At 72.5% G+C, this 14,974-nt stretch carries 13 protein-coding genes; 4 read left to right on the forward strand and 9 right to left on the reverse strand.

The features are described from left to right. Nucleotides 1–99: 99 nt before the first annotated feature. On the forward strand, nucleotides 100–837 hold the full coding sequence (locus ACZ7DY_RS17640; RefSeq protein ID WP_471136062.1) for a hypothetical protein: 738 nt from the start codon (nucleotides 100–102) through the stop codon (nucleotides 835–837). 80 nt (nucleotides 838–917) lie between these two features. On the opposite strand, the gene ACZ7DY_RS17645 is transcribed toward ACZ7DY_RS17640, so the two are convergent. The 5 genes from ACZ7DY_RS17645 to ACZ7DY_RS17665 all read right to left on the reverse strand — a co-directional run bounded on the left by ACZ7DY_RS17645 (nucleotide 918) and on the right by ACZ7DY_RS17665 (nucleotide 5,182). Next, nucleotides 918–2,126 carry an LLM class flavin-dependent oxidoreductase gene (locus tag ACZ7DY_RS17645; protein WP_471136065.1) on the reverse strand — a complete coding sequence of 403 codons (1,209 nt, stop codon included), beginning with the start codon at nucleotides 2,124–2,126 and terminating at the stop codon, nucleotides 918–920. A 2-nt stretch (nucleotides 2,127–2,128) separates the two neighbouring features. Beyond that, a complete protein-coding gene (locus tag ACZ7DY_RS17650) occupies nucleotides 2,129–3,169 on the reverse strand; it encodes an ABC transporter substrate-binding protein (protein WP_471136068.1) in 1,041 nt (346 codons plus the stop codon). A 47-nt stretch (nucleotides 3,170–3,216) separates the two neighbouring features. Continuing rightward, nucleotides 3,217–3,978: an ABC transporter ATP-binding protein gene (locus ACZ7DY_RS17655; protein WP_471136070.1), complete on the reverse strand. Its 762-nt coding sequence runs from the start codon at nucleotides 3,976–3,978 to the stop codon at nucleotides 3,217–3,219. Then, nucleotides 3,951–4,868, reverse strand: a complete 918-nt coding sequence (locus ACZ7DY_RS17660; protein WP_471136073.1) for an ABC transporter permease — start codon at nucleotides 4,866–4,868, stop codon at nucleotides 3,951–3,953. Before ACZ7DY_RS17660 ends, ACZ7DY_RS17655 begins: the two co-directional genes overlap by 28 nt. Nucleotides 4,869–5,098: 230 nt before the next feature. Further along, entirely contained in the window at nucleotides 5,099–5,182 is an 84-nt protein-coding gene (locus ACZ7DY_RS17665; RefSeq protein WP_362638461.1) for a putative leader peptide, read from the reverse strand. Between the two features lie 101 nt (nucleotides 5,183–5,283). On the opposite strand from ACZ7DY_RS17665, the gene ACZ7DY_RS17670 reads away from it, so the two are divergent. Further along, nucleotides 5,284–5,706: a secondary thiamine-phosphate synthase enzyme YjbQ gene (locus tag ACZ7DY_RS17670; RefSeq protein ID WP_471136076.1), complete on the forward strand. Its 423-nt coding sequence runs from the start codon at nucleotides 5,284–5,286 to the stop codon at nucleotides 5,704–5,706. Between the two features lie 95 nt (nucleotides 5,707–5,801). On the opposite strand, the gene ACZ7DY_RS17675 is transcribed toward ACZ7DY_RS17670, so the two are convergent. Beyond that, entirely contained in the window at nucleotides 5,802–6,218 is a 417-nt protein-coding gene (locus tag ACZ7DY_RS17675) for a Fur family transcriptional regulator (RefSeq protein WP_471136079.1), read from the reverse strand. 312 nt (nucleotides 6,219–6,530) lie between these two features. Between ACZ7DY_RS17675 and katG the strand changes: the two genes are divergently transcribed. Next, nucleotides 6,531–8,759: a catalase/peroxidase HPI gene (gene katG / locus ACZ7DY_RS17680; RefSeq protein WP_471136080.1), complete on the forward strand. Its 2,229-nt coding sequence runs from the start codon at nucleotides 6,531–6,533 to the stop codon at nucleotides 8,757–8,759. A gap of 143 nt (nucleotides 8,760–8,902) precedes the next feature. Here katG and ACZ7DY_RS17685 read toward each other — a convergent pair whose 3' ends face one another. The 3 genes from ACZ7DY_RS17685 to ACZ7DY_RS17695 all read right to left on the reverse strand — a co-directional run bounded on the left by ACZ7DY_RS17685 (nucleotide 8,903) and on the right by ACZ7DY_RS17695 (nucleotide 12,972). Further along, nucleotides 8,903–10,138, reverse strand: coding sequence for a vWA domain-containing protein (locus ACZ7DY_RS17685; protein WP_471136694.1), 1,236 nt, complete (start codon nucleotides 10,136–10,138; stop codon nucleotides 8,903–8,905). 65 nt (nucleotides 10,139–10,203) lie between these two features. After that, a complete protein-coding gene (locus tag ACZ7DY_RS17690) occupies nucleotides 10,204–11,535 on the reverse strand; it encodes an AAA family ATPase (protein WP_471136083.1) in 1,332 nt (443 codons plus the stop codon). 96 nt (nucleotides 11,536–11,631) lie between these two features. Beyond that, on the reverse strand, nucleotides 11,632–12,972 hold the full coding sequence (locus tag ACZ7DY_RS17695; protein ID WP_471136696.1) for a hypothetical protein: 1,341 nt from the start codon (nucleotides 12,970–12,972) through the stop codon (nucleotides 11,632–11,634). Between the two features lie 392 nt (nucleotides 12,973–13,364). Between ACZ7DY_RS17695 and ACZ7DY_RS17700 the strand changes: the two genes are divergently transcribed. Further along, nucleotides 13,365–14,729, forward strand: coding sequence for an FAD-dependent oxidoreductase (locus ACZ7DY_RS17700; protein WP_471136086.1), 1,365 nt, complete (start codon nucleotides 13,365–13,367; stop codon nucleotides 14,727–14,729). Nucleotides 14,730–14,974 lie beyond the last annotated feature (245 nt).

Consider the following 14,974-nt stretch of genomic DNA (forward strand, 5'->3'; position numbering starts at 1 on the left):
GCCGGATCTTGCCCGAGTGCAGGATCTTCGGCGGAGCGTAGTGCGCGGAGCCCGGGGCCGGTGCCCGGCCGCCTCCGGGCCGTTCTCTACTCTCCCCCCATGAACACTGGCGTCCACATCCCCGAGTACCTGCAGGACTGCGAGCTGGTCGTGGGTGAGGATCTCGCGCGCGATCCCGCCTTCTGGCTGGCCCACACCCTGCTGACCATGGCGGATCCCGACGAGCCGACCGAGCCCTACGGGGTGGACGCGGCGGCGTACGACGACATGGTGGACCGCCTCAGCGACCCCGAGCAGCCCTGGCCCGTCCTCAGGGTTTGTTTCGACGGTGGGCATACGGTCCACGCCGTCTACGCCAACTGGGAGGACGAGAGCAATGTCGACTTCTTCGTCCGCCATCCCGCGTGGGGGCGCCTCGGCCACCTCGGGCAGTGTGGTGCCGACGAGGCAGGCCCCGGCCTGTCCTGGACGGAGCTCGTCACCCTCGCTTCGAGCACGCAGGAAGGCGCCGAGGGTCTGACCGACCCGTCCGAGCGCCTCCTGCTCCTGCTGCCCATGCTCGGTGACGCCGACATGCCCGCCGACGCCCCTGACACCGTGGCCCGCGCCCTCTCCCACTGCGGGATCCGTGCGGAAGCGGCCGGCGATCTGGCCGCTCTCCTGCTCAAGGAACGGGGCCCGGGCGGGGGCGCCCGGTGGACCTCGTCCACCGAGCACCCGATAGCCGTGTGCTCCTCCCCGAACAGCCCCCGGAGCGTGCCGCTCGCCCTCGGCATCACCCCGGAACACACCCAGGCGCTGGCCACCGCACTCGGCGGGCCCCGCCAGGGCGAGTAGACGTCGCGGAACACCGAGGGGAGGGGCGTGCGATCAACCACGCACCGGATCAACCGTGTACGGGCGCGACCACCGTGGGCTCAGCGTCCCCCTGCCACCAGCAGCGGGGCGCCGCCCGGAGCGGATGCCGGGCGGCCGTTCGACGCGGGCACACCCGTGAGCGGTGACGCCGGGATCCGCGACAGCAGGCCGCGCGCGGCCAGCTCGGGAATGACGCCCTCGCCGAACCAGTACGCCTCCTCCAGGTGCGGGTAACCGGAGAGCACGAAGTGTTCGACCCCGAGCGCGTGGTACTCCTCGATCCGGTCGGCGACATCGGCGTGCGAACCGACCAGGGCCGTACCCGCGCCGCCGCGCACCAGACCGACGCCGGCCCACAGGTTCGGCGAGACCTCCAGCCGGTCGCGGGAGCCGCCGTGCAGCGCCAGCATCCGCTGCTGGCCCACCGATTCGCTGCGGCCCAGCGCCTCCTGCGCGGCGGCGACGGTGTCCGGATCGAGGTCGTCGAGCAGCCGGTCGGCCGTCGCCCAGGCCTCGGCGGACGAGTCACGGGAGATGGTGTGCAGCCGGATGCCGAAGCGCACCGTGCGCCCCTCCCGCTCGGCGAGCCCGCGAATCCAGTCGATCTTCCGCTTCACCTGCTCCGGCGGTTCGCCCCAGGTGAGATAGACGTCCGTGTGGCGGGCCGCGACGGGACCCGCAGCCGGCGACGAGCCCCCGAAGAAGATCTCCGGCAGCGGGTCCGGCGGCAGCGCGGTCAGCCCGCCCTCCACCTGGTAGTGCTCACCGGTGAAGTCGTACGGCTTGCCGCTCCACACCCCTCGTACGACCGAGAGGAACTCGTCGGTGCGGGCGTACCGGCGGTCGTGGTCCAAGTGGTCGCCGAACCGGCGCTGTTCGGTGGAATCGCCGCCCGTCACCACGTTGAGCAGCAGTCGGCCGCGGGTGATGCGCTGATACGTCGCCGCCATCTGCGCGGCGAGCACGGGGGAGAGCACGCCGGGCCGGAAGGCGACGAGGAACTTCAGCCGCTCGGTGTGCTGGGCGAGCGCCACCGTCGTCAGCCAGGCGTCCTCGCACCAGGTCCCGGTGGGCGTGAGCACCGCCTCGAAGCCCAACTGCTCGGCCGCCTTGGCGATCTGGGCCAGATACTCGATGTCGGGGGCGCGCACGCCGCTCACCGGTGTGACCCGGGAGCGCGTGATGCCGCCGTCGGTGTAGGCGTGCCGGTCGACGAGGGTGCGGCCGTCGCCGCCGGTCGGCAGGAACCAGTGCAGGTGGACGGTCATGGTCAGGACTCCTTGCGGTACGTGCGGGGCGCGGTGGTGGAGGGCGGCAGGTCGCCGTTGAAACGGGGGTCGACGAAGTCGCCGAAGTCGATGCGGCGTGGGATGAGCTTCAACTCCGCGAAGGTGTCCGCGATTTCTTGCTCGGAGCGGACGGCGGCACGGTCCACGGCGACGGGGACGCGGGTGCCGTTGCTGCGCTTCACCGCGTCGAGGGCGACGTCATAGGGCAGGCCGGTGTCCTTCGCCCACACCTTCGCCCAGGCTTCCGGGTGCTTGTACACCCAGTTCTGGGCCCTGCGCAGCCTTTTGAGGTAGTCGGCGACGGCGGCCGCCTTCTTCTTGTCCGCGAGCGCGCCTGGTGCCGCCGCCTGGAATCCGAGCCCGTTCACCACGCCGTCGCCGTCGGTCAGGACCCGGCCCTTCCCGCCGCGCAGGATCTGCGAGGTGTACGGGTCCCAGACGGCCCAGGCGTCGACCTTGCCGCCGGTGAACGCGGCCAGCCCGTCGGCGGGTTGGAGGTACTTGACCCGGACGTCGTGGAAGCTCAGCCCGGCCTTCTTCAGGGACGCGATCAGCTGGAAGTGCGCCGACGAACCCTGCGCCACGGCCACGGACTTGCCCTTCAGGTCGCCGGGCTTCTTCAGCGGCGAGCCCTTGGGCACGAGGATGGTGTCCCCGGCCGCCGCGCCGTGCGTCGCGGCCACCACGGAGATCTTCGAGCCCGCTCCGGCGGCGAAGACGGGCGGGGTGTTGCCGACGGCACCGATGTCGACGGCCTTGGCGTTGATGGCTTCCAGGAGGGGCGGCCCGGAGGTGAACGTGGACCAGCGGATCTTGTAGTTGAGGTCGTCGAGCTCTCCGGCCGCGCGCAGGACGGCTTCCGAACCGCCCCTCTGGTCACCGACGTTCAGGGTCAGCGACCCCTTGCCGTCGGTGCCGCCGCCCCCGAGGGAGGTGCCGGCGGACGAGGTGGCCGAGCAGGCGGCGAGCAGCAGGGCGAGGGGGAGCAGGAGGAGGGCGGGGGCCGGGCGTGGTCGTCGCATGACGGTTCCGTTCACTTCGATGCGTACGCGGGGACGGGGGTAGGGGGTCAGGCGGCGGAGGGCTCGGCGGTCGCCTCGACGCCGAGCCGGTGGAGCAGCTCGGCGCGGAGCTCGCCGAAGTGGGGGTCGGAGAGGGCGCGCGGCCGCTCCAGACCGATCTCCGTCTCGTACGCGATGACTCCGTCGTCCATGACGAGCACCCGGTCGGCCAGGAGCACCGCCTCTTCGACGTCGTGCGTGACGAGGAGCACCGCGCAGCCGCGCCGCTGCCACACCTCGCCGACGAGCCGCTGCGCCTTGATGCGGGTGAGGGCGTCGAGCGCGCCGAACGGCTCGTCGAGCAGGAGCAGATCGGGCTCGCGGACCAGGGCGCGGGCGAGCGAGGCGCGCTGGGCCTCGCCGCCGGAGAGGGTCTTGGGCCAGGCGTTGGCGCGGTGCCCGAGGCCCACTTCGGCCAGCACCCGCTCGGCGACCGCCCGGTCGGTCCTGCCCGGCAGCCCGAGCAGGACGTTCCGCCACACCCGTTTCCACGGCATCAGCCGGGGTGCCTGGAATGCGACGGCCTTGCGGCGCGGCACCAGGACGGTGCCCTCGATGTCGCGGTCGAGCCCGGCGAGGATGCGCAGCAGGGTCGACTTTCCGCAGCCGCTGCGGCCCAGCAGTGCCACGAACTCGCCGGGGCGGACGTCGAGTCGCAGATCGTCGATGACGGCGCGACCGTCGAAGGTGCGGGAGAGCCCCTCGACGCGCACGGCCGACGGCGCGGTGGTGCCGGGCGTGGTCACCGGCCGGTGAATGTCGGTCGCCATTGCAGCAGCAGCCTTTCGAGGGTACGGACGACGAAGTCGGCCGTCAGGCCGAGGAAGGCGTAGACGACCAGGCAGACGACGATCACGTCGGTGCGCAGGAAGTCGCGGGCCTGGACCATCAGGAAGCCGAGCCCGGCGTCGGCGTTGACCTGTTCGGCGAAGACGAGGGCGAGCCAGGAGATGCCCAGGGAGTACCGCAGCCCCGTCATGGCTCCGGGCAGCGCGCCGGGCAGGATGACGTGGCGCACGAGCCCCCACCGGGAGAGCCCGAGCGACTCCCCGGCCTCGATCAGCTGGGCGTCGACGCCCCGGATCCCCGCGTACACGTTGAGGTAGAGGGGGAAGGAGACGCCGAGCGTGATGATGGCGATCTTGGGCGCCTCGCCGATGCCGAACCAGATGATGAAGAGCGGGATCAGGCCGACGAACGGCACGGTGCGGAGCATCTGCACGCTGGCGTCGACCAGATCTTCGCCGATGCGGAAGAGGCCTGCCACGAGGGCGAGGGCCGTACCGACGACGGTGCCGAACAGCAGGCCGAGGGCGACGCGTTGGAGGGAGACGCCCATGGCGTTCGGCAGGGAGCCGTCCGCGACGAGGTCACGGGCCACCCGGGCGACGGTCGCGGGGGAGGCGAGCACATCGCCGGTGAGTACGCCGGTGGCGCTGAGGAGTTGCCAGAGTGCGAGCAGCGCGAGCGGTCCGCAGGTGCGGCGCAGCCAGCGGGGGAGGCGTGCGCGGCGGCGGGAGGAGGGCACGAGCGCGACGAGTTCGGGGTCCGGTCCGGGGCGGGGGCCGGTCTCCCGTTTCTCGGGCCCGCCGGTGACAGACTTGGCTATATCGGGTATTTCGGGCGCCGAGGGGTGTGGCGGGGCATGGGTGATGTGCACGGGCACTCCGAGGAGTCAGAGGGGCGGCGGGTGAGCAGGGGGCCGAACTGCGCCCGAGCGCCGGGGCGTGCGGCGGTCCTCGGGCGCGGCGCGTGGGCAGGGGTGCGAGGCGGCCGGGTGGGTCAGGGCCGTGAGTCAGGGGTTCGCACCCCTGCGGGCACGCGCGAGCGGCACGAGGGGCCTACCGGCGCGGCCGGGCGAGGGGCAGGGGAAAAGCGGGTGAAAGGGCGTCAGCGGCCGCGGCGACACGCGGAAGAGGCCACCCGCAGCAGGTCGATGTGACCGCGCGTGGTGAGCAGGGCTGAACGCAACATGCGCCTGAACGTAGCCAGATCACGTACGCACGGTCAATGGCGTCTCGACATACGGATCGGCGGTATCGGTGAATGGATGGCGCGTGCGGGACAATGGGGGCATGTCCGATGCATTCACCACCCGGGTCCTGCAGGTCACCACCGGTTCGGCGGAGGTCGTTCACGACCTCACCGCCGACTGCGAGGCCTTCCTCCGCGAGGCGGCGGCCGGCCGCGACGGCCTGCTCAACGTCTTCGTCCCCCATGCCACCGCGGGCATCGCCGTCCTGGAGACGGGAGCGGGCAGCGACGACGACCTGCTCGCCGCGCTGCACACCCTGCTGCCCGCCGACGACCGCTGGCAGCACCGCCACGGCAGCCCGGGGCACGGCCGGGACCACGTCCTGCCCGCCCTCGTACCGCCGCACGCGACGCTGCCGGTCGTCGGCGGCAGCCTGGAGCTCGGGACGTGGCAGTCGGTGTGCCTGGTCGACACCAACGTCGACAACCCGCACCGCAAGGTGCGGTTGAGCTTCCTGGGCTGACCGCACGCCGTAGCGCCCGCGGCCTCGCGGCCTCCCGCGTCGCTTCGGACGGTGCTTCGAGCCGGCGGGCGCGTACGGGCGGCAGGGGCGGAAGGTCAGGTCCCTGTGCAGTCGGGGCACCGGCCCAGGAAGGTCACCTCGGCCACGGCGACGGTGAAGCCGTAACGCTCGGCGGGCGGCAGGTCGGCCAGCGGGTCACCGTCGGGGTGGACGTCCCGGATCGCGCCGCAGTCAGAGCAGACCAGATGCTGGTGGGGCCGGTGGGCGTTCGGGTCGTACCGCTTGGCGCGGCCGTCGGTGGCCACCTCGGCGACCTCGCCGAGCGAGACCAGCTCGCCGAGGGTGTTGTAGACGGTGGCGCGGGATATCTCCGGCAGCCGTTCGGTGGCCCGCGCGAGCACCTCGTCGGCGGTCAGGTGGACGTGGTCGCCCGTGAGCACCTCGGCGACCACGCGGCGCTGGGCGGTCATCCGCCAGCCGCGCTCGCGAAGTCGTTGCAGCAGGTCACTCATGACCACCAGCCCTCACTGTGCGGAGTCCCGACGAACGTGTGCGGAGTCCTGCCGAATGAATGCGCGTGCGCCTGTCTGTCGTATTGACTTGGACTTGGTCCATCGTAGGATCGGTTCCGGCTGACAGCCAAGGGACAGGGCAACAGCAGGGAACTACACGTGACTTCAGGAGACGGGCCCGCTCGGCCCGGCATCCGGATCCGCGGCTCGCGCACCGCACGCATCGCGAGCGGTCGGTCGGACCTGTGCACCCGACTGTTCCACCACCCTCAGCTCTGAGCACCGTGATCCGCCCCCTCCGGAAGGATTCCCATGACCGAGAACCACGATGCGATCGTCACCGACCCCAAGCCGGAGGAGACACAGGGCGGTTGCCCGGTCGCGCGCGCCGCACACCCGACGCAGGGCGGCGGGAACCGGCAGTGGTGGCCGGAGCGGCTCAACCTGAAGATCCTGGCGAAGAACCCCGCCGTCGCCAACCCGCTCGGCGAGGAGTTCGACTACGCCGAGGCGTTCAACTCCCTCGACCTCCCGGCCGTCAAGCGGGACATCGCCGAGGTGCTGACCACCTCCCAGGACTGGTGGCCCGCCGACTTCGGCAATTACGGCCCCTTCATGATCCGGATGGCCTGGCACAGCGCGGGCACGTACCGGATCAGCGACGGCCGCGGCGGCGCCGGCGCCGGTCAGCAGCGCTTCGCCCCGCTCAACAGCTGGCCGGACAACGCCAGCCTCGACAAGGCCCGCCGCCTGCTGTGGCCGGTCAAGAAGAAGTACGGCCAGTCCCTGTCGTGGGCCGACCTCCTGGTCCTCACCGGCAATGTCGCCCTGGAGACGATGGGCTTCAAGACCTTCGGTTTCGCCGGGGGCCGCGCCGACGTCTGGGAGCCCGACGAGGACGTCTACTGGGGCCCCGAGACCACCTGGCTCGGCGACGAGCGCTACACCGGCGACCGCGAGCTGGAGAACCCGCTCGGCGCCGTGCAGATGGGCCTCATCTACGTCAACCCCGAGGGCCCCAACGGCAATCCGGACCCGATCGCCGCCGCACGCGACATCCGTGAGACGTTCCGCCGGATGGCGATGAACGACGAGGAGACGGTCGCCCTGATCGCGGGCGGTCACACCTTCGGCAAGACCCACGGCGCGGGCCCGGCCGACGCGGTCGGCGACGACCCCGAGGCCGCCCCCATGGAGCAGATGGGCCTCGGCTGGAAGAGCACGCACGGCACCGGTGTCGGTGCCGACGCGATCACCAGCGGGCTCGAGGGCATCTGGACGGACACGCCCACCACGTGGGACAACAGCTTCTTCGAGATCCTCTTCGGATACGAGTGGGAGCTCTTCAAGAGCCCCGCGGGCGCCCACCAGTGGCGGCCCAAGGACGGGGCGGGGGCGGGCACCGTACCCGACGCCTTCGACGCGTCGAAGAAGCACGCGCCGACGATGCTGACGACCGACCTCTCGCTCCGGTTCGACCCGGTCTACGAGCCGATCTCGCGCCGCTTCAAGGACGACCCCCAGGCGTTCGCGGACGCCTTCGCGCGGGCCTGGTTCAAGCTGACCCACCGCGACATGGGCCCGGTCGCGCGGTACCTCGGCCCGGAGGTCCCCGCCGAGACGCTGCTCTGGCAGGACCCGCTGCCCGCGGCGACGTACGAGACCATCGACGCCGCGGACGTCGCAGCGCTGAAGGAGCAGGTCCTCGCCTCCGACCTGTCGGTGGCCCAGCTCGTCTCCACCGCGTGGGCGGCCGCCTCGTCCTTCCGCGGCAGCGACAAGCGCGGCGGCGCCAACGGCGCCCGCATCCGCCTGGAGCCGCAGCGCGGCTGGGAGGTCAACAACCCCGACCAGCTCGCCACGGTCCTGAGCACCCTGGAGGGCATCCAGGAGTCCTTCAACTCGGGCCGCACGGACGGCAAGCAGGTCTCGCTCGCGGACCTGATCGTGCTGGCCGGCGGCGCGGCCGTAGAGCAGGCGGCCAAGGACGCCGGCCACGACGTCGAGGTGCCCTTCACGCCGGGCCGCGTCGACGCCTCGCAGGACGAGACCGACGTGGAGTCGTTCGCGGCGCTCGAGCCGTCCGCCGACGGATTCCGCAACTACGTCGGCAAGGGCAACCGCCTGCCGGCCGAGTACCTGCTGCTCGACAAGGCGAACCTGCTCACCCTGAGCGCCCCGGAACTGACCGTCCTCGTGGGCGGTCTGCGGGTCCTCGGCGCCAACCACCAGGGGTCGAAGCACGGCGTCCTCACGACGAGCCCCGGCACCCTGACCAACGACTTCTTCGTGAACCTGCTCGACCTGGGCACGCAGTGGAAGTCGACGTCCGAGGCACAGGACACCTTCGAGGGCCGCGACGCGGCCACGGGCGAGGTCAAGTGGACCGGTACCCGCGCGGACCTGGTGTTCGGTTCCAACTCCGAGCTGCGTGCGCTCGCCGAGGTGTACGCGAGTGACGACGCGAAGGAGAAGTTCGTGAACGACTTCGTCGCGGCCTGGGTCAAGGTCATGAACCTGGACCGCTTCGACCTGGCCTGACCTGACCCGCACGGGTTCTTCCTGAACCGGTGCGGAACGAGGTCCCCCGGGTCCGGCCGACAGACTCGGAGGGATGGGCAGGTCGACGGGCCGGCCCGCCGAGGACTCCAGCCTCGGCGGGCCGGCCCGGCCTCGGGGCCCGGTCAGGGGCCCTGGCCGATCTCCACCACCCGCGCCCATGACGGCGGCAGGTCCGGTACGTAATCCGGGTCGTCCTCGTCCGCGGTGCCGTCCGCGCCCCGCCGGGGGAACAGGCCCACCACCGTCCGGCACGGTGGCGGTGTGCTCGGCCACGGTGTCTGGCCGTCGGTCAACGCCACGATGACGTCGGGCCGCGGCCGTGACCGGAGCGCCCTGGCGAAGCCGGCGCGCAGGTCCGTCCCGCCGCCGCCCGTCAACGGAATCCCCTGCGAGCGGCAGAGCGTGTGTACGGCCGGGGCCGCCGCGTCGCACGGCAACGCGCTGACCAGGTCGCGACGGCCGCCCACCGCCCGCGAGATGGCGGCCACCTCCAGGAGCGCACTGCCCAGTTCGGTGTCGCTGACCGAGCCGGACGTGTCGATGACCACGCAGACCCGGGGCGGCCTGCGCCGCAGGCTCGGCAGGACCACACCGGGTACACCGGCCGCTCGCCGCGCCGGCCGCCCGTACGTGTAGTCGTCCCCCGCGCCCGGACCGGAGGCCGCCGAGCGGACCGCGGCCCCCAGCAACTCCCGCCACGGCTGCGGTGGATGAAAGGCCTCCTCGGCCCACCGCCGCCAGCCCCCGGGCGCGTCGCCCGGCCGGGCGGTGATGCCTCGCGCGACGCGGAACCGTACCGCGTCCCGTTCCTGCGCGCTGAGCCCGTGCGCGCCCTCCGGCCCCTGGTCCCAGGCGCGCTCGCGCCCGTCGGCGCCGCTGCCGCAGTCCAGCCAGGCCATGCTCTGCGTCCTCGGTCCCAGCCGGAACTGGCGCAGGTAGTCCTCCATGAGCTCGCCCCCTTCGAGCCCCAACGTCTCGGGCAGGACGGCCCCTTCGGGCCGCACCAGGCCGTCACCGAACGCGTCGTCGTTGATCTCGCAGTCCGCCGCGATGTTCATCCGCAGCCGTTCGGCGGGCCCTGTCAGCCCGCGCTCACGGGCGACCCGGTCGCTGCGCCCGTGATGGTCGCGCAGCAGATGGGAGACCTCGTGCACCCAGACGCTCGCCAGGTCCTCCACAGGGGTCCGGTCCACGAAGGCCGGCGAGACGTAGCAGCGCCAGTGCCGGTCGACGGCCATCGTCGGCACCTGCCGTGACGCCACCGTGTGCAGGGCGAACAGCGCCGTGGCCAGATAGGGCCGGGCGCGGGCCGCGTGCAGGCGGGCGACGAAGAGCTTGTCGCGGTCCAGAGCGTCCATGGCCTTTGGGGCGTCCGGTGTGTCCGGTGTGTCCGTTGCGTCCGGGGTGCTCACCGTGTCGGGGCTCATCGGCCGGCTCCGATCCCAGTTTTGATCCCGGCCCCGGCCCTGGCACGGGCTGCCGACCGGTCGGCCCGGCGGGACAGCGTGATCGTCCCGGCGAGCCGTTCGATGGAGGCCGGGACGTCCCAGTCCTCGCGTCGCAGCGTGGCGAGCGTCGTCGCGGGAACCACCACCAGATCCGGGGCGCCGGTCTCCACCGCCCGGACGAGCAGCGCCCATGCCGCGTCCCACCGAGCCCTGTCGGGCCGGTTGCGGACCGCCTCCACCACCGCGTCGAGGACGGCCTGCCGCAGATCTCCGCGCTCGGGCAGGACGGCGTGGGCCGGATCGGCGAGCAGCACTTCGGGATCGGGCAGGTCCATCCGGTCCAGGGCGGCAAGGAGCTCCAGTCCGGGCCCGTCGCCCACCGTCCCCCTGACCAGCAGGGAGAGTACGTCGCGGGACGAGCCGGCGGCGGTCGCGAAGGCGATGAGGCGGAGCGTCATCTCCCAGCTGCGGGGTGACGGCCAGGCGCCTCCGCGGCGCGCTTCGCTGCTGGGCAGCTGATGGACGAGTTTCGGCCGGGCGGCGAGCAGTCCGCAGACACCGCGCCGGGCCAGGGCGACGGCCTCCGCGAGCCTGTCCGGGTCGAGCCGTGGCAGGGTCGCCCGCGGCCAGGTCCCGCCGAGGCCGCGAACGACCACATCGTGGTCGTGGACCCACTGGAGGTGGACGAACCGGTTGGCCAGCGGGGGACTCAGCTCCCATCCGTCGGCCGCCGACGAGCGGGGGTTGGCGGCGGCCACGATCCTTACGCCGGGCGGCAGTTGGAGCGCGCCGATGCGCCGTTCGAGGACCAGGCGGAGCAGAGCGGCCTGGACGGCGGGCGGCGCGGTGGACAGTTCGTCCAGGAAGAGCAGGCCCCGGCCGGCCCGCACCAGGCGGACCGCCCAGTCCGGCGGGGCCATCGGGACACCGTGCTTTGCGGGATCGTCCCCGACGATCGGCAGCCCCGAGAAGTCGGACGGTTCGTGCACGCTCGCGATGACGGTGGTCAGCGACAGGTCGAGGGCGTCGGCGAGCTGGTTGAGGGCGGCGGTCTTGCCGATGCCGGGTTCGCCCCAGAGGAGTACGGGAAGGTCGGCGGCGACCGCGAGAGTGAGGGCTTCCAGCTGCATGTCGGGGCGCGGCTCGGTCTCGGACGTACGAAGCAGGCCCAACAGTGCGTCTGCTACGTCGAGTTGGGTGGGCGGCAGGTCGCCGGCGGTGGGTGCGTCGGTGGCAGCGGTCGGGTCGGTCGGGTCGGTGGGGTCCGTCGGGTCGGTGAGGGCGGTCGAAGGCGCGTACGCGGGCATGAGTGATCACCTTTGGATGTCTGTCGGCCGGATGGCGTGAGGGCATGGCTGAGGTAGAGGCCCCGGCCTAGGGGTGTGAGGGCCGGGTGTCGGTGGTCAGGGGCGCGGGTGCGGGCGGCCGCCGCGGCGGCTCGGCAGGTCGTGGGCGGCGGCGACGCGGGGCGCCGGGTCGATCAGCCTCGCCCGGTAGAGGCCGTAGGTGACGCGCCGGCGCGCCGCCGCGTCCAGCTCGTCGCGCAGCGGGCCGTCCCGGAGGGTCGCCTCGGCTCCCAGCAGGTCTTCGACGACCGCCAGGGCGCCGGAGACGTCGCCGTGAGCGAGGCGTTCGCGGACGCCGGCGAGGCAGTCGGGGCGGCGGTGCGCCCGGTCGATGGCCTGTAGGCAGGGGAGCGGGGTGCCGGTGAGCGCGGCGAGCAGCTCCTCCCTGCGGACCTCGTCGGGGGCGTGGTCCAGTGCGGTCAGCTTCCCGTCGACCAGGGCGATCTGGTGCCGCGCCCCACGGCACTCGACGAGGTGCGGGCGGACCGTGCCGTGAGCCGCCGCGGGGGAGGGGCCGGCCGACGTGATCCCCGGCACCAATGCCGAGGCGACCAGCGGATGCATCTGATCGGCGTCGAGAACCCCGGCCCGGAGCATCCCCAGGTCGGGCAGGACCCAGGTCGCCGCGTCCGGCAGCACCGGCAACGCGGACACGTCCCCCCCGGCGGCCGCCGCCGTGATCCGCGGACCGTCCGTGCAGGTGCCGTCCCGGGCGCCCCGAGGCCCGCCGGGCTCCAGCGTCAGCCACCGCCCCGCGCCGAGCCGCACGGCGACCGGACCTGCGGGCCGGCCGTCGGCCCGGAGGAGGAGTTCCGACTCGGCGGCCCACCGGTCGACCGCGCACGGAAGCCCGCGGGGCACGGGGTCCGGTGGGTCCGAGGCCGGGCCCGGCGCGGGACGGTCCCCGCCACCGAGTCCCCGGTCGGCGCCGGAGCGTGCCCGCAGCTCGTCCGTCCTGCGCGCGTCCCACAGGTGGCGGTGCAGGTCGAGGCGGAAGCGGCGGTGGGGGTGCGGATGCGGGTGCTGGGCGGCCCCGGCGTCGCCGTGCGAACCGTCCCACACCGCGAGGCTCATCCGCTGGCCCGCGTCCGCCCACGCGGGCGGAGTGCGGACCACCAGATGCAGCGGTCGGGAGCGGCCGCCGCGCTCCGGCGCGTCGTAACGGGCCAGGGCGATGGTCAGGCCGGGGCGCAGCAGCCCGTCGGGAGCGATCCGCGGCATGTGCCAGCGCAGCAGGTCGGGCGCCAAGTGACGCAGGTCGTCGCGGAGTTGCCGGGCGACCTTGGTGCCGTGGCTGCGCGCCACGGCGCGCGGGACGAGGTCGACGTCGACGTGTGCGGCGGCGCAGGCTCCGGCCCAGTCGCCGACGCGCCGGCGCGCGGTCGCCGTCTCGATCATGGAGGGCGGCACGGCGTACGCGCGTACACGCGGCCAGAAAGACTCCGGCCAGGCGGACGGCGGAGGTGGCGAAGGCCGAGAGGGTCGAGAAGACCGGGTGGGCCACGGAGGCCGGGAGGAAGGGCGGGAAGCGCCGTTCGCGATCTGAGTGAGCATCAGCACTCACCTTGCGCGGACGGGACCCCCAATCTGTGAACAGAATGAGTCGTCATCGCGCTGATCGTAACGTCCGTGCCCCGATCTGTCAGGCGCCTTTTCGCCGCCCATCGGGCCGCCAGACCCCATAAGGCAGCCTTATGGGGTCATAAAGCCGACCCGCCTACTTACTTAGGCTTGCCTTAGTTTAGGCTTCCCCTTGAGTCACTCCATCACCGCTCGAAGGGAACCTGAACATGCCTCGCCCTCTGCGGGTAGCCATTGTCGGAGCCGGCCCCGCCGGGATCTACGCCGCCGACGCGCTGCTCAAGTCCGCAGTGGCGGTCGAGCCGGGTGTGTCGATCGACCTCTTCGAGCGGATGCCGGCGCCCTTCGGCCTGATCCGTTACGGCGTCGCCCCGGACCACCCGCGCATCAAGGGCATCATCACCGCCCTGCACCAGGTGCTCGACAAGCCGCAGATCCGCCTCTTCGGCAACGTCGACTACCCGCGCGACATCAGCCTGGACGACCTGCGCACCTTCTACGACGCGGTGATCTTCTCCACGGGCGCGACGGCCGACCGCGCGCTCGACATACCGGGCATCGACCTCGAAGGCTCCTACGGGGCCGCCGACTTCGTCTCCTGGTACGACGGTCACCCGGACGTGCCGCGGACCTGGCCGCTGGAGGCGGAGAAGGTCGCCGTCCTCGGCGTCGGCAATGTCGCGCTCGACGTGGCGCGCATCCTCGCCAAGACCGCGGAGGAGCTGCTGCCGACGGAGATCCCGGCCAACGTCCACGAGGGCCTCAAGGCCAACAAGGCCCTGGAGGTCCACGTCTTCGGCCGTCGCGGCCCCGCGCAGGCGAAGTTCAGCCCGATGGAGCTGCGCGAGCTGGACCACTCCCCGAACATCGAGGTCATCGTCGACCCCGAGGACATCGACTACGACGAGGGCTCGATCGCGACCCGGCGCGGCAACAAGCAGGCCGACATGGTCGCCAAGACCCTGGAGAACTGGGCCATCCGCGACGTCGGCGACCGGCCGCACAAGCTGTTCCTGCACTTCTTCGAGTCACCGGTCGAGATCCTCGGCGAGGACGGCAAGGTCGTCGGCCTGCGCACGGAGCGCACCGCCCTCGACGGCACCGGCAACGTCAAGGGCACCGGCGAGTTCAAGGACTGGGACCTCGGCGCGGTCTACCGGGCCGTCGGCTACCTCTCCGACGAACTGCCCAAGCTGCCCTGGGACATCGCGTCCGGCACGGTGCCCGACGAGGCGGGACGGGTGATCGAGGAGAGCGGCGAGCACCTGAAGTCCACCTACGTCACGGGATGGATCCGGCGCGGCCCCATCGGCCTCATCGGACACACCAAGGGCGACGCCAACGAGACGGTGGCGAGCCTCCTCGACGACCGCGAGAACGGCCGCCTGCTCACCCCCGCCTCGCCCGAGCCCGAGGCCGTCGACGCCTTCCTCGGCGAGCGGAACGTCCGTTTCACCACGTGGGACGGCTGGTACCGGCTGGACGCGGCGGAGAAGTCCCTCGGCGAGCCGCAGGGCCGCGAGCGCGTGAAGATCGTCGAGCGCGAGGAGATGCTGAAGGCGAGCGGCGCGTAAGCCTGAGCCCCTCGTTCCGGTCGTCGGCCGAGCCGCCCCCTTCGGGGCGCCTCGGCCGACGGTTTTCGTGGTGCCGGCCATCGCGCCCGAGCTGGCCTGATTCCCCATGCGAAGAGGCGGGCCGAAGCCGCCCGGCCCTAGCATGGCCAGTCGATCGGGGAACGCCGTCCCGCGGCCCGGAGGCCGTGGCCGGGAGTGCGGGTCGGAGATCGGGGGCGGTGCGGGGCAGGGACCCATGGAGCTGG

The sequence above is a fragment of the Streptomyces sp. NPDC037013 genome, from assembly GCF_055607265.1.